Consider the following 17,564-nt stretch of genomic DNA (forward strand, 5'->3'; position numbering starts at 1 on the left):
GGGGTATAGGATCACTCTGTTTTTCAACGACAGATAGATTATTGCAAATCAGGCGCTGAACATAAGTAAAAATAATCTATATGGCTGTGAATGAAATTGCAGTTATTTTGATTGGTTATGCAATGAGGTAAAAGGTCTACATGACGATTGATCCAGGTCATCGCCGATCGAGACTAAAAATGGCAGGCTTGGCCCCTTTCTTCAGGCCGGTCTATCAGATTATGCAGTTACAAAAATTAGTCAATATGTTTGGTGGGGATCTTACGCGTCGTTATGGCGAAAAGGTTCATAAACTGACGCTGCATGGTGGATTTAGCTGTCCCAACCGCGATGGCACCATCGGTCGCGGCGGCTGCACGTTCTGCAACGTAGCTTCGTTCGCCGATGAAGAGCAGCAGCATAAGTCGATTGCCGAGCAGTTGGCGCATCAGGCGAATCTGGTGAATCGCGCAAAACGCTATCTGGCCTACTTTCAGGCCTATACCAGCACCTTTGCCGAAGTGCAGGTGCTGCGCTCGATGTACCAGCAGGCTATTAGTCAGGCAAATATCGTCGGGCTGTGCGTCGGTACGCGCCCGGACTGCGTGCCGGAGGCGGTGCTTGACCTGTTGAGTGAATACCACGAGCAGGGTTATGAAGTGTGGCTGGAGCTTGGCCTGCAAACGGCACACGATAAAACGCTGCACCGTATTAACCGCGGTCATGATTTTGCCTGCTATCAGAACACCACCCGTCTGGCGCGCGAACGCGGCCTGAAGGTGTGCAGCCATCTGATTGTCGGCCTGCCGGGCGAAGGGCAGCGCGAATGTCTGGAGACGCTTGAGCAGGTCGTCGAGACGGGCGTTGATGGCATTAAGCTGCATCCGCTACATATTGTCACCGGCAGCATCATGGCGAAAGCCTGGGAAGCCGGGCGTCTGAACGGGATTGAGCTGGATGACTATACGGTCACCGCGGGCGAGATGATTCGCCATACGCCGCCGGAGGTGATTTATCACCGCATTTCCGCCAGCGCACGTCGCCCGACGCTGCTGGCCCCGCTGTGGTGTGAGAACCGCTGGACCGGGATGGTGGAGCTGGATAAATACCTGAACGAGCACGGCGTGCAGGGGTCAGCCTTGGGCCGGCCGTGGGTGCAGCCATAGCGCTGCGGCAGCCTACAACAGCCGTGTCGCCCGGCCAAGCGCAGCGCCGCCGGGAAGGCTCCCTAGCCCAATTAGCAGATAATCCCCGCATTTTTCGCACAACCTACCGCGCTACGCTCAGAATTGGGTATGATTGAACGACGTTGTCGTTAAGGAATCCCTTATGAAGCAAATCCGTATGCTGGCGCAGTATTACGTCGACCTGATGATGAAGCTGGGTCTGGTACGTTTCTCATTACTGTTGGCGCTGGCGCTGGTGGTACTGGCCATTGTGGTGCAGATGGCGGTGACCATGGTGCTGCACGGCCAGGTTGAAAGCATTGATGTTATTCGTTCTATCTTCTTCGGTTTGCTGATTACCCCCTGGGCGGTTTACTTCCTGTCGGTGGTGGTGGAACAGCTGGAAGAGTCACGACAGCGTCTCTCCCGGCTGGTGGAAAAGCTTGAAGAGATGCGCGAACGCGATCTCAAGCTGAACGTCCAGCTCAAAGACAATATTTCTCAACTGAATCAGGAAATTAGCGACCGTGAAAAAGCGGAGGCCGAGCGTCTTGCTACGCTCGAGCAGCTGCGTATTGAGGTGCAGGAACGTGAAGAGACGCAGATTCGCCTTGAACAGCAGTCCTCTTTCCTGCGCTCCTTCCTGGATGCCTCTCCCGATTTGGTCTTCTATCGCAATGAAGATAAAGAGTTTTCTGGCTGTAACCGGGCGATGGAACTGCTGACCGGCAAAAGCGAGAAGCAGCTGATTCACCTGCACCCGGAAGAGGTTTATGCCCCTGAGGCGGCGGCGAAAGTTATTGAAACCGATGAGAAAGTGTTCCGTCACAACGTTTCACTCACCTATGAACAGTGGCTCGACTATCCTGACGGTCGCAAAGCCTGCTTTGAGATTCGTAAAGTGCCGTACTACGACCGCGTCGGTAAACGTCATGGCCTGATGGGCTTTGGTCGCGATATTACCGAGCGTAAGCGCTATCAGGACGCGCTCGAGCGCGCCAGCCGCGACAAGACCACCTTTATCTCCACCATCAGCCACGAGCTGCGTACGCCGCTGAACGGCATCGTCGGCTTAAGCCGCATCCTGCTCGACACCAACCTGACCACCGAGCAGGAAAAATACCTGAAAACCATCCATGTCTCGGCGGTCACGCTGGGCAATATCTTCAACGATATTATCGACATGGACAAAATGGAGCGCCGGAAGGTCCAGCTGGATAACCAGCCGGTCGATTTCACCGGTTTCCTGGCTGACCTGGAAAACCTCTCCGGCCTGCAGGCGCAGCAAAAAGGGCTGCGCTTCGTGATGGAGCCAACGCTGCCGCTGCCGCATAAGGTGATTACCGACGGCACCCGACTGCGCCAGATTCTGTGGAACCTTATCAGCAACGCCGTGAAGTTTACCCAGCAGGGGAGCGTGACGGTGCGCGTGCGCTATGATGCTGGCGACATGCTCCGCTTTGAAGTTGAAGACTCTGGTATCGGCATCCCGCAGGAAGAGCAGGATAAAATCTTCGCCATGTATTATCAGGTGAAAGATAGCCAGGGGGGCAAACCTGCTACTGGCACCGGTATCGGTCTGGCGGTCTCTCGCCGCCTGGCGAAAAGCATGGGCGGTGATATTGAAGTCTCAAGCCTGGCAGGGCATGGCGCCACCTTCACCCTGACGGTACATGCGCCCGCGGTGGCGGAAGAGGTTGAAGACGCGTTTGAGGACGATGAGCTGCCGCTGCCGGCGCTGCATGTCTTGCTGGTGGAAGACATTGAGCTGAATGTCATTGTTGCCCGCTCGGTGCTTGAGAAGTTGGGTAATAGCGTCGACGTGGCGATGACCGGTAAGGATGCGCTGGAAATGTTCACCCCCGGTGAATATGACCTGGTGCTGCTGGATATCCAGCTGCCGGACATGACCGGGCTGGATATTTCCCGCGAGCTGACGCGTAAATACCACGCTGACGATTTACCACCGCTGGTCGCGCTGACGGCGAACGTGCTGAAAGATAAAAAAGAGTATCTGGAAGCCGGGATGGACGATGTGCTGAGTAAACCGCTCTCGGTACCGGCCCTGACGGCGATGATCAAGAAGTTCTGGGACACCGTTGAAGACGAAGAGGAGAGTACCGTGACGCCTGTAGAAAGCAGTAAATCGCAGCAGCTACTGGATATTCCAATGCTGGAGCAGTACATCGATCTGGTTGGGCCGAAGCTGATTACCGACGGTCTGGCGGTCTTCGAGAAGATGATGCCGGGCTATCTGGCGGTGCTGGAGTCGAACCTGACCGCGCGCGACCAGAAAGGCATCGTCGAGGAAGGTCATAAGATCAAAGGTGCAGCTGGCTCCGTTGGTTTACGTCACCTGCAGCAACTGGGGCAGCAGATCCAGTCGCCGGATTTACCTGCCTGGTGGGATAACGTGGGTGAATGGGTTGAAGAGATGAAGTCCGAGTGGCAGCAGGACGTTGCGGTGCTGAAAGCGTGGGTAGCGAGCGCTGATAAAAAATGACCCCGGCTTGACCGGGGTGCGCGAATACTGCGCCAACACCAGGGAACTGGTGGCTGCGTCAGCTGATTAGCTCTATTTTTTTGTTTTTGACACAACCTGAAATACGATTGCACGCTCAATAAGATAGCAAAACTTAAAATGTTTGTTACGTGAATCAGTAAAATGTGTGAAGCATAACGACTTAATCAGAAATATTAATCGGCGTCAGAGAGTTAGCGTGAAGAAGATGGCTTTGAGGAAGGTAGCGGGGCTAAAACAACTGTTCTGGCGACTGTTGCTGCTGCTGGCGCTTTTCTGGGGCGGTGGTATTGCCGCATTCAGTTTTCTGCCGGTTCCATTCTCCGCAGTGATGATTGAGCGTCAAATTGGCGCCTGGATGACGGGCGACTTTGGCTACGTGGCGCACTCTGATTGGGTTAGCATGGACGCTATCTCGCCGTTTATGGGGCTGGCGGTGATCGCCGCTGAGGATCAGAAATTCCCGGATCATTGGGGTTTTGACGTCTCGGCGATTGAGAAAGCGCTAGCGCATAACGAGCGTAATGAAAACCGGATTCGCGGCGCCTCTACGTTGTCGCAGCAGACGGCGAAGAACCTGTTCCTGTGGGATGGGCGCAGTTGGGTACGTAAAGGGCTGGAGGCCGGTCTGACGCTGGGCATGGAGACGGTCTGGAGTAAGAAGCGTATTCTGACCGTCTATCTGAACATTGCCGAATTCGGCGACGGTATTTTTGGTGTGGAGGCCGCATCTCAGCGCTATTTCCATAAGCCCGCGAGCAAGCTGACGATGGCGGAAGCCGCGCTGCTGGCCGCGGTGCTGCCTAACCCGATTCGTTTTAAAGCCAATGCGCCGTCAGGGTATGTACGTAGTCGTCAGGCGTGGATTTTACGCCAGATGCGTCAGCTGGGTGGGGAAGGGTTTATGCGGGAGAATAAGCTGTATTAACCGGGGGCCACGGCGTCGCTGCGCTCGGCCGGGCAACATTAAACCGGTATCCCGGGCGACGGACTAGTCTTCGTCGAATCCGGCGTTAAACAGCGCAATCACCGCGGCCAGCGCCTCTTCTTCCTGCGGCCCGGTGGCCTCGACCTCAATCTGACGGCCTTTGGCCGAGTCAAGCATCAGCAGCGCAATCACGCTATTCGCTTCCGCTTCGGTTCCTTCATCGTTACGCAGCAGAACCTCTGCGTCGAAATTTTGCATCAGCTCAAACAACTTCATCGCCGGGCGGGCGTGCATGCCCAGCTTGTTGGTTATCTCAACGGTCTGCTTTACGGTCATGATTTGCGTTTTTCCAGCGTCCGGTGACGAGACTGCACGTTCTTGCCGCGCGAGCGGAAGTAGTCAGCCAGCTGTTCGGCAACGTAGACCGAACGGTGTTTACCGCCGGTACAACCAATCGCCACGGTCAGATAGCTACGGTTATTGGTTTCCAGCATAGGTAACCATAGCTCAAGATAGCTGCGGGTCTGGTAGATAAAGTTGTGAACTTCCGTGTGCCTGTCAAGGAACGCAGCCACCGGTTTGTCCAGGCCGGTCATCGGACGCAGCTTAGGATCCCAGTGCGGGTTCGGCAGGAAACGGACGTCGAAGACGTAGTCGGCATCAATCGGAATACCGTGCTTGAAGCCGAAAGATTCGAACACCATCGTTAACTCGCGCTCGCGTTTGCCCAGCAGGCGAGTACGCAGCATCTCCGCCAGTTCGTGAACCGACATCTCGGAGGTATCGACGATAAGGTCGGCGCGGGAGCGCAGCGGTTCCAGCAGATTGCTCTCTTCATCAATGGCGCTTTCCAGCGACAGATTCTTACTGGAGAGAGGGTGCAGGCGGCGAGTGTCGCTGTAGCGGCGAATCAGGGTGTTACGATCGGCATCAAGGAACAGCAGCTGCGGAGAGAAGTTATCCGGCAGGTTTTCCATGGCCCGCTCAAAGATTTCCGGTGATTCAGGCATGTTACGCACGTCGATGCTGACGGCGGCCGATATTTCGCGGTCAGCGAGCGTTTTTGCCAGTTCTGGCAGCAGCACGACCGGCAGGTTATCGACGCAATAAAAGCCCATGTCCTCCAGCGCGCGTAAGGCGACCGATTTTCCCGAGCCAGAGCGGCCGCTGACGATCATCAGTACCATGTACCGTTTCTCCTCAGTACGATGTGATGTCCACTATGCATCATCGTGAGTTTCCGTATCGGTGATGATTTGATACAGCTCTTCGTCGCTCTGCGCGGCGCGCAGACGACGGCAAATGGTTTTATCCGCCAGACGTTTTGCCACCAGGGACAGCGTGTGCAGGTGGGTTTTGGTCTGGTCTGCCGGCACCAGGAGCGCAAAGAGTAAATCGACGGGCTGATTGTCGATAGCATCAAAGGCGATCGGGGTTTCCAGCTGCACAAACACGCCAACGGCGCGCAGCGTATCTTCTTCCAGCTTACCGTGAGGAATAGCGATACCGTTACCAATACCGGTACTGCCCATCTTCTCGCGGGTCAAGATGGCTTCAAAGACCACCTGCGGAGGCAGGCCTAGCTGTTTTGCCGCCAGTTCGCTGATGATTTCCAGCGCGCGTTTCTTACTCTGACAGTGCACAGCACTGCGGGTACATTCCTGGTTAAGGACATTGCTCAGTTGAAGAGCCGAATCGTTATTTATCATAATTTCACCTAAGCATCGCCCGGTATGCGGGCATATCGGGCGACTGCTCGGACAATCAATGTTGTTTTAGTTTGTCTTTATGCTTGTTTAACTGTCTCGCCAGTTTGTCTATCAAACCGTCGATGGCGGCGTACATATCCTTGCCTTCCGCGCTAGCATGAAGTTCGCCCCCGTTAACATGCAACGTTGCATCCGAGATGTGCGTCAATTTCTCCACCTTCAACACAATGTAGACCTGATTGATCCTCTCGAAATACTGTTCGAGCTTAACGAATTTCGTATTCACAAATTCGCGCATCGCATCGGTAATTTCGACGTTGTGTCCAGTGATGTTGAGTTGCATAGTGTCTTCCTTATCAGTTGTGTCAAACCAGTTGTTTACGCTGGTTAGACGGCGGAATGGATAAAGACTCTCGGTACTTTGCAACGGTACGCCGTGCCACCATGATACCCTGTTCAGAGAGCATGGTGGTCAGTTTACTGTCGCTCAGTGGTTTTGCGGGGTTCTCCGCGGCAATTAATTTCTTAACCAGCGCGCGAATCGCCGTGGAAGAGGCTTCGCCGCCGCCCTCGGTACTCACGTGACTGGAGAAGAAATACTTAAGCTCGAAAATGCCTCGTGGGCTATGCAAATACTTTTGCGTGGTCACACGCGAAATGGTGGACTCGTGCATCTCGACGGTCTGGGCGATATCCGCCAGCACCATCGGTTTCATATACTCTTCGCCGAGATCGAAAAAGGCCTGCTGCTGTTCAACGATGCAGCGACTGACTCGCAGCAGCGTGTCATTGCGGCTCTCAAGGCTCTTAATCAGCCATTTCGCGTCCTGCAGGTTGCTGCGGATAAACTGGCTGTCGGCGTCGTTACGGGCGTTGTTGCACATTCCCGCGTAGTGTTGGTTGATCTGCAAACGCGGAATGCTGTCGGCGTTCAGCTCAACGACCCAGCGATCGTTCACCTTGCGTACCAGTACATCTGGGATCACATACTCCGGTTCACCGGTCTGGATCGACTGACCCGGTCGCGGATCCAGCGACTGGATAAGATCCACCGCCTCTTTCAACACGTCCTCTTTCAGCCGCGTGACGCGCATCAGTGAACGGAAATCGTGGTTGGCGAGCAGATCGAGATGATCGCTGATAATCAGACGGGCTTCAGTGATTCGCGGCGTAGCGGGGGAGAACTGAGAAAGTTGGATCAGCAGGCAATCGCGGAGATCTTTGGCGGCGACGCCGACTGGATCGAAGCGTTGGATCCGCTTGAGCACGGCTTCCACTTCATCGAGGCCAACCTCTTCGTCGCCAATCCCTTCCAGAATGTCTTCCACCGTGACGGTGAGATAGCCGGTGTCGTCCACCGCGTCGACGATCGAAGTCGCAATAGCCCGGTCGGTCTCGGTAAACGGCGTCAGCTCAACCTGCCACATCAGATAATCCTGAAGCGACTGGGTGGTTTCACCCTGATAAACCGGTAATTCATCGTCCTGATAATCAGCGCCGGTCCCGGAAGGGGTTCCGGCGGTGTAGATTTCATCCCAGCTGGCGTCGAGCGGCAGCTCTTCGGGCATATCAGGTTTTTCCAGCGCATCAACGCTGTCCAGCGTTTCGTTATCGACGGTTTCCTGAGTCTCTACTTCTTCGTGAAGATCGGTTTGCTCAAGCAGGGGATTACTCTCCAGCGCCTGCTGGAGTTCCTGCTGAAGTTCCAGCGTAGACAGCTGCAGCAGACGGATTGCCTGTTGCAGCTGTGGCGTCATGGCAAGCTGTTGGCTGAGCCTTAATTGCAAACCTTGCTTCATGTTCAGAACGAATATCTCCCGCTAACGTCGTAAACCACTACCCTATCAGAGTCTGAAGTCTTCCCCAAGATACACGCGTTTAACATGTTCGTCTTGTAGGATCTCCTGAGGGGTACCGTGGGCAATCAGGTGCCCCTGGCTGACGATATAGGCGCGTTCACACACGGCCAGCGTTTCACGTACGTTGTGGTCGGTGATCAGCACGCCAAGACCGCTGTCGCGGAGGTGTTCAATGATGCGTTTAATATCGATAACGGAGATCGGGTCAACGCCGGCAAACGGTTCATCCAGCAGGATAAATTTCGGATTTGCCGCCAGCGCGCGGGCGATTTCAACACGGCGACGTTCACCGCCGGAAAGCGCCTGGCCAAGGCTGTCGCGCAGATGCTCGATGTGGAACTCTTCCATCAACTCTTTGGCGCGGTCTTCCCGCTGTTCGTTGCTCAGATCGTCACGGATCTGCAGCACCGCCATCAGGTTATCGTAGACGCTCAGACGACGGAAAATGGAGGCTTCCTGCGGCAGATAGCCGATACCGCGACGCGCGCGGGCGTGCAGCGGCAGCAGGCTAATGTCTTCATCATCGATGATGATATTGCCGGCATCACGAGGAACGATCCCGACCACCATGTAGAAGGTGGTAGTTTTGCCCGCGCCGTTTGGCCCAAGCAGGCCCACAATCTCACCGGAATTCACGGTCAGACTGACATCTTCCACCACGCGGCGGCCTTTGTAGGCCTTCGCCAGATTTTTTGCAGTTAATGTCGCCATAACGAATTAGTTACTCTTCTTCTGTGCCGGAGCCTGGTCTTTGGACTTGTCCTGCAGCTGCGATGGAACCAGCACGGTGGTTACGCGTTTACCTTTGTCGCTAAACGCCTGCATTTTCTGCTCTTTGACCAGATAAGTGATCTTGTCGCCTTTGATGTTGCTATCCAGCTGCTCAAGGTAAGCGTTGCCGGTCAGCACCACGAAGTCGTTTGCCAGCTCATAATGCATTTTCGAGGCGCGGCCTTTTACCGGCTTGCCGTTGTCCTGCATCTGGTAGAAGGTTGCCGGGTTACCGTAACCGTCGATGACTTCTTTGCCTTTCTGGTCCGCCGGGCGGGTCACGACGACCTTATCGGCGTTGATTTTGATACTGCCCTGGGTCACCACTACGTTACCGGTGAAGGTTACGACGTTGCCCTGCATATCCAGCGACTGCTGATCGGATTCGATATGAATCGGCTGATTGGTATCGCCGGTAAGCGCCATTGCCGGCAGGCTGGCGGCCAGCAAGGAACCGGCAAGTGCCAGCTTAAGGCTGAGTTTGTTTGTTCTGAATTTCATAAGAGGTTCTAACCTTTTCAATCAGCTCGGCGTTTTTGCTGCGTAAATTGCCGCGCATTTTCAGGCCGCTGGAATTAAATGTTGTTCCGTATAACGTCACCAGATCGTCAGAGGAAACGTCCTGAGTCGTCAGGTTCACCTGGGCATTATCCGTAGTAATCTTACGCAGTTGTGCGTCTTCTGTCAGCGCGTTGATTTCAACGTGCCCATAGAGATACAGCATGCGGTCATTAGTGAGCTTGGCTTTATCTGCTTTAATCGACCAGGTCGGCACCTTGTTGGTGTCATAGGTTGTCAAAAACGGGTGGGTAAACCATGACAACGCCTGGTCGGAAAAATACTCCACATGCTCGGCGATTAACCGGTAGCTGAGCGCGCCCTCGGGGCTGTACACCACGGTATCGGTATGTTCGCTTTGGTAGGTTGGATCGTTTGCGTTAACGACGGCCTGGCTCGTGTCGTCTTTATCGGCCAGGTTCAGGCCGATCAGGACAAGCGCAACCAGCGATAACACAATAATAACCCAACGTCTGGTTTTACTCATATCGATTGCCCTTTGGCTTCTTCCAGCTTCCCTTGCGCCATTAGCAGCAGGTCGCAGACTTCACGAACTGCACCGCGGCCGCCCGCAATACGCGTCACGTAATCGGCTTTCGGTAGCAGCAGAGGGTGTGCATCCGCGACGGCGACGCTAAGACCAATTTCTGCCATCACCGGCCAGTCGATCAGGTCATCGCCAACGTAGGCCACTTCATCCGGCTGGAGATGCAGTTTTGCTATCAGCTCGCGGTAGGCGATCAGTTTATCCGACTGCCCCTGGTAAAGATGGGTGATGCCGAGCGTGGCGCAGCGGTCTTCTAACAGTTTAGCCTTTCGTCCGGTAATAATCGCCACGTCGATATCTGAGGTGAGGGCGCAGCGCACGCCGTAGCCGTCGCGGACGTTAAAGGCTTTCAGCTCTTCACCGCTGTTGCCCATGTAGATAAGCCCGTCAGAAAGCACCCCGTCAACGTCGAGGATCAGCAGGCGGATTTTTTCCGCCTTCGCCATAAATTGTGGACTCACCGGGCCATAACAGGTGGCGACCGATGCGACAGCATTACTCATTCTTTATATCCTTGATTACACTACGCCTGCGCGCAGTAGGTCGTGCATATGTATCACACCTAGCAGATGGTCGCCATCGGCAACCAGCACGCAGGTGATATGACGGGATTGCATCAGGTTCAGCGCATCGACCGCCAGCATGCCTGGGCGAATGCGAATACCGCCCGGCGTCATCACGTCTGCAATGCCGAGACTGCGCACATCGGCGCCGGTATCGAAAATGCGTCGCAGGTCACCGTCGGTGAAAATCCCTTTGATCTGCATGTTGTCATCGCAGATGGCGGTCATGCCCAGATTTTTGCGGGTAATCTCCAGCAGAGCATCGCGCAGCGACGCGTCAACGCTAACGTGCGGAATCTCATCGCCTGTATGCATAATATCGTTAACGCGCAGCAGAAGCTTACGACCCAGTGCGCCGCCGGGGTGCGACAGGGCAAAATCTTCAGCGGTAAAGCCACGTGCTTTCAGTAACGCCACCGCCAGCGCATCGCCCATCACCAGTGCTGCCGTGGTGCTGGAGGTGGGGGCCAGCCCAAGCGGGCAGGCTTCGCGCGGAACCTTGACGCACAAATGAATATCCGCTGCGCGGCCCATGCTGCTGTCTGGACGACTGGTCATGCAGATAAGCGGCACGCGAAGACGTTTTAATACTGGAATGAGCGCCAGAATTTCATTGGATTCGCCGGAGTTGGATAAGGCGATAACGACGTCCTGCGGCGTGACCATGCCTAAATCGCCGTGCGCCGCTTCACCGGGGTGAACGAAGAAGGCGGAGGTGCCGGTGCTGGCGAAGGTGGCCGCCATCTTGCGGCCAATGTGCCCGGACTTGCCCATCCCCATGACCACGACTTTGCCGGTGCAGTAGAAGATCTTCTCGCAGGCGGCGCTGAAATCCTGGTTAATGTATTGATCTAGCTGCTCCAGCCCTTCCCGTTCAATCGCCAGAACGTCCCTTCCGGCCTGCTGGAAGTCGAAATCTGACGGCAAATCTATTTGCGACATAGTGTTATCCCAGTTCATTCGATGAAAAGCGGCGTGCCCCAGTAGAGCAGCGCCAGCCATACCACAAACCCGCCGATTAACAACACGCCCGCGACGCGGCCTACCTGACGGCGGCGCCAGCACAGCAGGGCAAAGACCACGCTGACCAGCATCATCACGCCGTAGTCCCGGGTATACGCGAGAGGGTTAAACGTCCCTGGCGCGATAAGGGCGGGGAGCCCCAGCACGATAGCAATATTAAAGAAATTCGAGCCGATGATATTGCCGACCGCAATATCGTTTTCGCCTTTACGTACGCCCGCAATGGCGGTCGCCAGCTCCGGCAGGCTGGTACCCAGCGCGATAATCGTCAGGCCAATGGTCAGTTCGCTCATCGCGAAGTAGTTAGCCAGCACGGTGGCGTTATCAATCACCATCTGGGTCGCCATCGGCATGATAATCAGCGCCACGCCGAGCCAGAGGCAGGCTACGGGTAGCGACCCATCGCGCGGCAGTTCGGCCAACTGCTCCTGGGTAAATTTGTCGTTACCCTCGCGTTCGGCAAGACGGGCTATTTTAATGATAAACAACAGCCAGAGCCCGGCCAGAATAAATAAAAAGACGCCGTCAAACCATGACAGTTCGCCATCATACAACACATAGCCTGCGACCAGGCTCACTACCAACATTAGCGGTAATTCGCGGCGCAGAATATCAGAATGCACGGTAAATGGGTGGAACAGGGCGGTCAGCCCGAGGATCAGCAAAATGTTGACGATGTTGGATCCGACGGCGGTACCGATGGCCAGATCGACCTGCCCGTGCAGCGAGGCGGCGGCAGAGACGATGATTTCCGGCAGTGAGGTACCGATGCTGACAACGGTTATACCTATAATCAGAGGAGGAACACCTAAAGCACGGCACAGAATCGAGGCGGAGTACACGAGGCGGTCGGCGCTGTAGACCACCAGAAGTAAACCAATTATTAACAGAGCCGTAGCTAAAAGCATCTAAAATCCTTTATTCGGGTATAATCGTCGGTCCGCACGTCTGGACGTAACGAATTCCTAATTTTGACTTTATGCGCTGGAAAAGTAAAACAAATGCCAGATTTCGTTAACCAGAGCGGTTAGGATTCTGTAAGAATGCGGGGGCAAGCAGGAGTTTGCTCTACTTAAGGACCTGGAAAGGTAAGCCTATGAGCCAAAATATCGAGAATCTGGTCGAGGTGCGAGACGTCACGTTTTCACGTGGCAGTCGGGTCATCTTCGACAATATCTCGCTCTCGGTGCCGCGCGGAAAAATCACCGCGATTATGGGCCCGTCGGGGATTGGCAAGACCACGCTGCTGCGCCTGATTGGCGGGCAGATCCCCCCAGATAGCGGAGAGATCCTCTTTGATGGTGAGAACGTGCCGAAGATGTCGCGCTCCCGCCTCTATACCGTACGTAAGCGTATGAGCATGCTGTTTCAGTCCGGTGCGCTGTTTACCGACATGAACGTGTTCGACAATGTGGCGTATCCGATTCGCGAGCATACTCGTCTACCGGCGCCGCTGCTGAAAAGCACGGTGATGATGAAGCTGGAGGCCGTTGGCCTACGCGGTGCTGCAAAGCTGATGCCATCGGAGTTGTCCGGCGGTATGGCCCGTCGTGCCGCGCTGGCGCGCGCTATTGCGCTGGAACCCGATCTCATCATGTTCGATGAGCCTTTCGTCGGCCAGGACCCTATCACCATGGGGGTGCTGGTGAAGCTGATTTCTGAACTCAACAGTGCGCTGGGTGTCACCTGTATTGTGGTTTCTCACGATGTACCGGAAGTGCTGAGCATCGCGGATTACGCTTATATCGTGGCGGACCAGAAAATTGTCGCGCACGGCAGCGCCTCTTCATTGCAGGAAAATAGCGATCCTCGAGTGCGTCAGTTCCTCGACGGTATTGCCGACGGCCCGGTGCCGTTCCGTTATCCTGCGGGCGATTATCGCCGCGATCTCATCGGCACAGGGAGCTAATCTACTCATGCTGTTAAATGCACTGGCAGCGCTTGGACATCGCGGGATTAAGACCGTCGCGACGTTCGGGCGCGCTGGGTTAATGTTATTCAATGCCGTTGTCGGCAAGCCGGAGTTCCGCAAACACGCGCCGCTGCTGGTTCGCCAGCTGTATAACGTCGGCGTGCTCTCTCTGGTCATCATCATCGTGTCGGGCGTGTTTATCGGCATGGTGCTGGGGCTGCAGGGTTACCTGGTGCTGACCACCTACAGCGCGGAGACCAGTCTTGGCATGCTGGTGGCGCTATCGCTGCTGCGTGAACTGGGGCCGGTGGTTGCCGCGCTGCTGTTTGCCGGGCGTGCGGGTTCTGCGCTGACCGCGGAAATTGGCTTGATGCGCGCTACCGAACAGCTCTCCAGCATGGAGATGATGGCGGTGGATCCGCTGCGTCGCGTTATCTCCCCTCGCTTGTGGGCGGGCGTAATCTCGCTGCCGCTGCTGACCATTATCTTCGTGGCGGTCGGCATCTGGGGCGGTTCGCTGGTCGGCGTAAGCTGGAAAGGTATTGATGCCGGGTTCTTCTGGTCGGCAATGCAAAATGCGGTGGACTGGCGTCTGGATCTGGTGAACTGCCTGATCAAGAGCGTTGTTTTCGCCATTACGGTGACATGGATTGCGTTATTTAACGGTTACGATGCGATCCCCACTTCTGCCGGAATTAGCCGGGCGACGACGCGCACCGTGGTGCACTCCTCGCTGGCAGTTCTTGGGCTGGACTTTGTGCTGACGGCACTGATGTTTGGGAATTGAGTGAATGCAAACGAAAAAGAGTGAAATCTGGGTCGGTATTTTTTTGTTGGTTGCCCTGCTGGCGGCGCTGTTTATCTGCCTGAAGGCGGCGGACGTATCGTCAATGAAATCAGAACCAACCTACCGCATTTACGCCACCTTCGATAACATCGGCGGCCTGAAAAACCGTTCACCGGTGCGAATTGGCGGCGTAGTGATTGGTCGCGTTGCGGATATTGAACTGGATCCGAAAACCTACTTACCGCGCGTCGCTATCGATATCGAAGATCGCTATAACCATATCCCTGATACCAGTTCGCTGGCCATTCGTACTTCTGGCCTGCTTGGGGAACAGTATCTGGCGCTGAACGTCGGCTTTGAAGACCCTGAACTGGGAACGTCTATCCTTAAAGATGGCGGTATCATCCAGGACACTAAATCAGCGATGGTACTGGAAGACCTGATTGGCCAATTCCTTTACAACAGCAAAGGCAGCGACAATCAGAATTCAGGCGATGCGCAGGGTTCTGCAGATGGACATACTGGTACGGCGACGCCTGCGACTGGCGCGACGAATTAATCTCAGGAGATACTCGACATGTTTAAACGTTTACTGATGGTTGCCATGCTGGTGATTGCGCCGTTGACGGCGGCCACCGCGGCAGACCAAACCAATCCTTATAAGCTGATGAATGAAGCGGCGCAGAAGACGTTCGATCGCCTGAAGAATGAACAACCGAAGATTCGTTCTAATCCGAACTACCTGCGCGATGTGGTCGATCAGGAACTGCTGCCGTACGTACAGGTGAAATACGCCGGTGCGCTGGTGCTGGGCCGTTACTACAAAGACGCGACCCCTGCGCAGCGTGACGCATACTTCACCGCGTTCCGTGAATACCTGAAGCAGGCATACGGTCAGGCGCTGGCGATGTACCACGGCCAGACCTACCAGATTGCGCCAGAGCAGCCGCTGGGCGATGCGACTATCGTGCCTATCCGCGTAACCATCATTGACCCGAACGGCCGCCCTCCGGTGCGCCTGGACTTCCAGTGGCGTAAAAATACCCAGACGGGTAACTGGCAGGCGTATGACATGATTGCGGAAGGGGTGAGCATGATCACCACCAAGCAGAACGAATGGAGCGACCTGCTGCGCACTAAGGGCATTGACGGCCTGACCGCACAGCTGAAATCCATTTCTGCACAGCCAATCACCCTGGATCAGAAAAAATAATGGCCGAACCGCTAAGCTGGAAGCGCGACGGTGAACGCCTGGCGCTGCACGGTGAACTGGATCAGGACTTTCTGGTGTCCCTGTGGGATGCCAGAAGCGAAGCGACGCAGGGCGTGTCGGTTCTCGACCTCAGCGGCCTGAGCCGTGTCGATACGGCTGGTCTGGCGCTGCTGGTGCATCTGGTTGAGCTTATCCGCGCGCAGGGGCGAACCCCGAGCCTGGAAGGAGTAAGCGAAAAACTGGTAACCCTGAAAAGCTTGTACAACCTGCCGGAAGGCATGATCCCCTAACAGTTTCAGCACGTTACTGTTGTGGTTTCTGACAAAGCCCCATCAATCTCAACGATGGGGCTTTTTGCTTGTTTAAGACCGCGCCACTTTCCTCTAAGATGTGGGGCTTGTTTTCACTCTCAAATGAAATGCGAACCTATGGAAAATAATGAAATTCAGACCGTGCTGATGAACGCACTCTCCCTTCAGGAAGTTCTCGTTTCTGGCGATGGCAGCCACTTCCAGGTTATTGCCGTGGGTGAGATGTTTGATGGCATGAGCCGGGTTAAGAAGCAGCAGACGATCTATGGCCCGCTGATGGAGTATCTTGCGGACAACCGCATTCATGCCCTGTCGATCAAGGCGTACACCCCACAAGAGTGGGCACGCGATCGCAAACTCAACGGTTTTTGAGCCAGGGGAAAAGTGTGCGCACTTTTCCGGTGGCGAACGTGAATACTTAACAGAGATTAGATTTGATGGATAAATTTCGTGTGCAGGGGCCAACCCGCCTTCAGGGCGAGGTCACCATTAGCGGTGCTAAAAACGCTGCCCTGCCGATTCTATTTGCCGCTTTGCTGGCAGAAGACCCGGTAGAAATCCAGAACGTACCGAAGCTGAAAGACGTTGATACGTCCATGAAGCTGCTGACTCAGCTGGGTGCAAAAGTTGAGCGTAACGGCTCGGTGTGGATTGACGCGGGCTCGGTAAACGTCTTCTGCGCGCCATACGACCTGGTGAAAACCATGCGTGCTTCTATCTGGGCGCTGGGGCCGCTGGTGGCGCGTTTTGGCCAGGGTCAGGTTTCTCTGCCGGGTGGTTGCACTATCGGTGCGCGTCCGGTCGACCTGCATATCTCAGGTCTCGAGCAACTGGGCGCAGAAATTAAGCTGGAAGAAGGCTACGTCAAAGCAAGTGTTAACGGCCGTCTGAAAGGCGCGCATATCGTGATGGACATGGTTAGCGTTGGCGCGACCGTTACCATCATGTCCGCCGCGACGCTGGCGGAAGGTACCACCATCATCGAAAACGCCGCACGCGAGCCGGAAATCGTCGATACGGCGAACTTCCTCAACGCCATGGGCGCTAAGGTAACGGGTCAGGGTACCGACCGCATCACCATCGAAGGCGTGAAGCGTCTGGGGGGCGGTGTCTACCGCGTTCTGCCCGATCGTATCGAAACCGGCACCTTCCTGGTGGCCGCGGCGATCTCTGGTGGGAAAATTGTCTGCCGCAACGCGCAGCCGGATACCCTGGACGCCGTTCTGGCCAAGCTGCGTGAAGCCGGTGCCGACGTTGAAGTTGGTGAAGATTGGATCAGCCTGGACATGCACGGCAAGCGCCCGAAAGCGGTGAACGTGCGTACCGCGCCACATCCGGCATTCCCGACTGATATGCAGGCCCAGTTCACCCTGCTGAACATGGTTGCGGAAGGCACTGGTGTGATCACTGAAACGGTCTTCGAAAACCGCTTCATGCACATTCCTGAACTTATCCGTATGGGCGCGCGTGCGGAAATCGAAAGCAACACCGCGATTTGCCACGGCGTTGAGCAGCTCTCCGGGGCTCAGGTGATGGCAACTGACCTGCGCGCCTCTGCAAGCCTCGTGCTGGCGGGCTGTATCGCTCAGGGCACCACAATCGTTGACCGTATCTATCACATCGATCGCGGCTATGAGCGTATTGAAGATAAACTGCGCGCTTTAGGCGCCAATATCGAACGTATCAAAGGCGAGTAATCGCAACCGCTATTTAAGCG

Annotated in this window: 21 protein-coding genes; 10 read left to right on the forward strand and 11 right to left on the reverse strand. The window is 55.4% G+C overall.

Annotation, left to right across the window (positions count from 1 at the left end; all coding sequences use genetic code 11):
• Nucleotides 1-221: 221 nt before the first annotated feature.
• The 3 genes from HII27_RS10100 (at nt 222) to mtgA (ending at nt 4,594) form a co-directional block, all read left to right on the forward strand.
• Complete coding sequence (locus HII27_RS10100; protein WP_185667789.1) at nt 222-1,145, forward strand: TIGR01212 family radical SAM protein; 924 nt, start codon at nt 222-224, stop codon at nt 1,143-1,145.
• A gap of 163 nt (nt 1,146-1,308) precedes the next feature.
• Nucleotides 1,309-3,648, forward strand: a complete 2,340-nt coding sequence (arcB, locus tag HII27_RS10105) for an aerobic respiration two-component sensor histidine kinase ArcB (RefSeq protein ID WP_185667790.1) — start codon at nt 1,309-1,311, stop codon at nt 3,646-3,648.
• 226 nt (nt 3,649-3,874) lie between these two features.
• Nucleotides 3,875-4,594, forward strand: coding sequence for a monofunctional biosynthetic peptidoglycan transglycosylase (gene mtgA / locus HII27_RS10110; protein ID WP_185667937.1), 720 nt, complete (start codon nt 3,875-3,877; stop codon nt 4,592-4,594).
• Between the two features lie 63 nt (nt 4,595-4,657).
• Here mtgA and npr read toward each other — a convergent pair whose 3' ends face one another.
• From npr to HII27_RS10165, 11 genes are read right to left on the reverse strand one after another with little or no spacing between them, the layout of a single operon-like run.
• On the reverse strand, nt 4,658-4,930 hold the full coding sequence (gene npr / locus HII27_RS10115) for a PTS phosphocarrier protein NPr (RefSeq protein WP_185667791.1): 273 nt from the start codon (nt 4,928-4,930) through the stop codon (nt 4,658-4,660).
• A complete protein-coding gene (gene rapZ, locus HII27_RS10120) occupies nt 4,927-5,781 on the reverse strand; it encodes an RNase adapter RapZ (RefSeq protein WP_035891172.1) in 855 nt (284 codons plus the stop codon). Before rapZ ends, npr begins: the two co-directional genes overlap by 4 nt.
• Nucleotides 5,782-5,814: 33 nt before the next feature.
• Nucleotides 5,815-6,303 (reverse strand): PTS IIA-like nitrogen regulatory protein PtsN, encoded by a 489-nt coding sequence (gene ptsN / locus HII27_RS10125; protein WP_185667792.1) that lies wholly within the window; start codon nt 6,301-6,303, stop codon nt 5,815-5,817.
• A 55-nt stretch (nt 6,304-6,358) separates the two neighbouring features.
• Entirely contained in the window at nt 6,359-6,646 is a 288-nt protein-coding gene (gene hpf, locus HII27_RS10130; protein ID WP_185667793.1) for a ribosome hibernation promoting factor, read from the reverse strand.
• A gap of 22 nt (nt 6,647-6,668) precedes the next feature.
• A complete protein-coding gene (gene rpoN, locus HII27_RS10135) occupies nt 6,669-8,102 on the reverse strand; it encodes an RNA polymerase factor sigma-54 (protein WP_185667794.1) in 1,434 nt (477 codons plus the stop codon).
• 45 nt (nt 8,103-8,147) lie between these two features.
• Nucleotides 8,148-8,873: an LPS export ABC transporter ATP-binding protein gene (lptB, locus tag HII27_RS10140; RefSeq protein ID WP_035891167.1), complete on the reverse strand. Its 726-nt coding sequence runs from the start codon at nt 8,871-8,873 to the stop codon at nt 8,148-8,150.
• A 6-nt stretch (nt 8,874-8,879) separates the two neighbouring features.
• Nucleotides 8,880-9,434, reverse strand: coding sequence for a lipopolysaccharide ABC transporter substrate-binding protein LptA (lptA, locus tag HII27_RS10145; RefSeq protein WP_185667795.1), 555 nt, complete (start codon nt 9,432-9,434; stop codon nt 8,880-8,882).
• Complete coding sequence (gene lptC, locus HII27_RS10150; RefSeq protein ID WP_185667796.1) at nt 9,403-9,978, reverse strand: LPS export ABC transporter periplasmic protein LptC; 576 nt, start codon at nt 9,976-9,978, stop codon at nt 9,403-9,405. Before lptC ends, lptA begins: the two co-directional genes overlap by 32 nt.
• Nucleotides 9,975-10,541, reverse strand: a complete 567-nt coding sequence (kdsC, locus tag HII27_RS10155; RefSeq protein ID WP_185667797.1) for a 3-deoxy-manno-octulosonate-8-phosphatase KdsC — start codon at nt 10,539-10,541, stop codon at nt 9,975-9,977. The genes lptC and kdsC overlap by 4 nt, the downstream gene beginning before the upstream one ends.
• A 15-nt stretch (nt 10,542-10,556) precedes the next feature.
• On the reverse strand, nt 10,557-11,543 hold the full coding sequence (gene kdsD / locus HII27_RS10160) for an arabinose-5-phosphate isomerase KdsD (protein ID WP_317983845.1): 987 nt from the start codon (nt 11,541-11,543) through the stop codon (nt 10,557-10,559).
• A gap of 14 nt (nt 11,544-11,557) precedes the next feature.
• Nucleotides 11,558-12,532 carry a calcium/sodium antiporter gene (locus tag HII27_RS10165; protein ID WP_185667798.1) on the reverse strand — a complete coding sequence of 325 codons (975 nt, stop codon included), beginning with the start codon at nt 12,530-12,532 and terminating at the stop codon, nt 11,558-11,560.
• Nucleotides 12,533-12,720: 188 nt separating this feature from the next.
• Between HII27_RS10165 and mlaF the strand changes: the two genes are divergently transcribed.
• The 7 genes from mlaF to murA all read left to right on the forward strand — a co-directional run bounded on the left by mlaF (nt 12,721) and on the right by murA (nt 17,544).
• Nucleotides 12,721-13,533 carry a phospholipid ABC transporter ATP-binding protein MlaF gene (gene mlaF, locus HII27_RS10170; RefSeq protein ID WP_185667799.1) on the forward strand — a complete coding sequence of 271 codons (813 nt, stop codon included), beginning with the start codon at nt 12,721-12,723 and terminating at the stop codon, nt 13,531-13,533.
• 7 nt (nt 13,534-13,540) lie between these two features.
• On the forward strand, nt 13,541-14,323 hold the full coding sequence (gene mlaE, locus HII27_RS10175) for a lipid asymmetry maintenance ABC transporter permease subunit MlaE (RefSeq protein WP_185667800.1): 783 nt from the start codon (nt 13,541-13,543) through the stop codon (nt 14,321-14,323).
• 4 nt (nt 14,324-14,327) lie between these two features.
• A complete protein-coding gene (gene mlaD / locus HII27_RS10180) occupies nt 14,328-14,882 on the forward strand; it encodes an outer membrane lipid asymmetry maintenance protein MlaD (protein ID WP_185667801.1) in 555 nt (184 codons plus the stop codon).
• 18 nt (nt 14,883-14,900) lie between these two features.
• Nucleotides 14,901-15,536, forward strand: a complete 636-nt coding sequence (gene mlaC, locus HII27_RS10185; protein ID WP_185667802.1) for a phospholipid-binding protein MlaC — start codon at nt 14,901-14,903, stop codon at nt 15,534-15,536.
• Nucleotides 15,536-15,826 (forward strand): lipid asymmetry maintenance protein MlaB, encoded by a 291-nt coding sequence (mlaB, locus tag HII27_RS10190; protein ID WP_185667803.1) that lies wholly within the window; start codon nt 15,536-15,538, stop codon nt 15,824-15,826. The genes mlaC and mlaB overlap by 1 nt, the downstream gene beginning before the upstream one ends.
• A 138-nt stretch (nt 15,827-15,964) precedes the next feature.
• Complete coding sequence (gene ibaG / locus HII27_RS10195; protein ID WP_035891140.1) at nt 15,965-16,219, forward strand: BolA family iron metabolism protein IbaG; 255 nt, start codon at nt 15,965-15,967, stop codon at nt 16,217-16,219.
• 65 nt (nt 16,220-16,284) lie between these two features.
• Nucleotides 16,285-17,544: a UDP-N-acetylglucosamine 1-carboxyvinyltransferase gene (gene murA, locus HII27_RS10200; protein ID WP_185667804.1), complete on the forward strand. Its 1,260-nt coding sequence runs from the start codon at nt 16,285-16,287 to the stop codon at nt 17,542-17,544.
• The last annotated feature ends 20 nt before the right edge of the window (nt 17,545-17,564 follow it).

The organism is Kluyvera sichuanensis (genome assembly GCF_014218705.1).
Classification (GTDB): domain Bacteria; phylum Pseudomonadota; class Gammaproteobacteria; order Enterobacterales; family Enterobacteriaceae; genus Kluyvera; species Kluyvera sichuanensis.

Excerpts from the sequence above, each read along its gene's own strand:
- HII27_RS10100 (WP_185667789.1), top strand. The coding sequence starts at position 222 with ATGCAGTTACAAAAATTAGTCAATATGTTTGGTGGGGATCTTACGCGT.
- arcB (WP_185667790.1), top strand. The coding sequence starts at position 1,309 with ATGAAGCAAATCCGTATGCTGGCGCAGTATTACGTCGACCTGATGATG.
- mtgA (WP_185667937.1), top strand. The coding sequence starts at position 3,875 with ATGGCTTTGAGGAAGGTAGCGGGGCTAAAACAACTGTTCTGGCGACTG.
- npr (WP_185667791.1), bottom strand. The coding sequence starts at position 4,930 with ATGACCGTAAAGCAGACCGTTGAGATAACCAACAAGCTGGGCATGCAC.
- rapZ (WP_035891172.1), bottom strand. The coding sequence starts at position 5,781 with ATGGTACTGATGATCGTCAGCGGCCGCTCTGGCTCGGGAAAATCGGTC.
- ptsN (WP_185667792.1), bottom strand. The coding sequence starts at position 6,303 with ATGATAAATAACGATTCGGCTCTTCAACTGAGCAATGTCCTTAACCAG.
- hpf (WP_185667793.1), bottom strand. The coding sequence starts at position 6,646 with ATGCAACTCAACATCACTGGACACAACGTCGAAATTACCGATGCGATG.
- rpoN (WP_185667794.1), bottom strand. The coding sequence starts at position 8,102 with ATGAAGCAAGGTTTGCAATTAAGGCTCAGCCAACAGCTTGCCATGACG.
- lptB (WP_035891167.1), bottom strand. The coding sequence starts at position 8,873 with ATGGCGACATTAACTGCAAAAAATCTGGCGAAGGCCTACAAAGGCCGC.
- lptA (WP_185667795.1), bottom strand. The coding sequence starts at position 9,434 with ATGAAATTCAGAACAAACAAACTCAGCCTTAAGCTGGCACTTGCCGGT.
- lptC (WP_185667796.1), bottom strand. The coding sequence starts at position 9,978 with ATGAGTAAAACCAGACGTTGGGTTATTATTGTGTTATCGCTGGTTGCG.
- kdsC (WP_185667797.1), bottom strand. The coding sequence starts at position 10,541 with ATGAGTAATGCTGTCGCATCGGTCGCCACCTGTTATGGCCCGGTGAGT.
- kdsD (WP_317983845.1), bottom strand. The coding sequence starts at position 11,543 with ATGTCGCAAATAGATTTGCCGTCAGATTTCGACTTCCAGCAGGCCGGA.
- HII27_RS10165 (WP_185667798.1), bottom strand. The coding sequence starts at position 12,532 with ATGCTTTTAGCTACGGCTCTGTTAATAATTGGTTTACTTCTGGTGGTC.
- mlaF (WP_185667799.1), top strand. The coding sequence starts at position 12,721 with ATGAGCCAAAATATCGAGAATCTGGTCGAGGTGCGAGACGTCACGTTT.
- mlaE (WP_185667800.1), top strand. The coding sequence starts at position 13,541 with ATGCTGTTAAATGCACTGGCAGCGCTTGGACATCGCGGGATTAAGACC.
- mlaD (WP_185667801.1), top strand. The coding sequence starts at position 14,328 with ATGCAAACGAAAAAGAGTGAAATCTGGGTCGGTATTTTTTTGTTGGTT.
- mlaC (WP_185667802.1), top strand. The coding sequence starts at position 14,901 with ATGTTTAAACGTTTACTGATGGTTGCCATGCTGGTGATTGCGCCGTTG.
- mlaB (WP_185667803.1), top strand. The coding sequence starts at position 15,536 with ATGGCCGAACCGCTAAGCTGGAAGCGCGACGGTGAACGCCTGGCGCTG.
- ibaG (WP_035891140.1), top strand. The coding sequence starts at position 15,965 with ATGGAAAATAATGAAATTCAGACCGTGCTGATGAACGCACTCTCCCTT.
- murA (WP_185667804.1), top strand. The coding sequence starts at position 16,285 with ATGGATAAATTTCGTGTGCAGGGGCCAACCCGCCTTCAGGGCGAGGTC.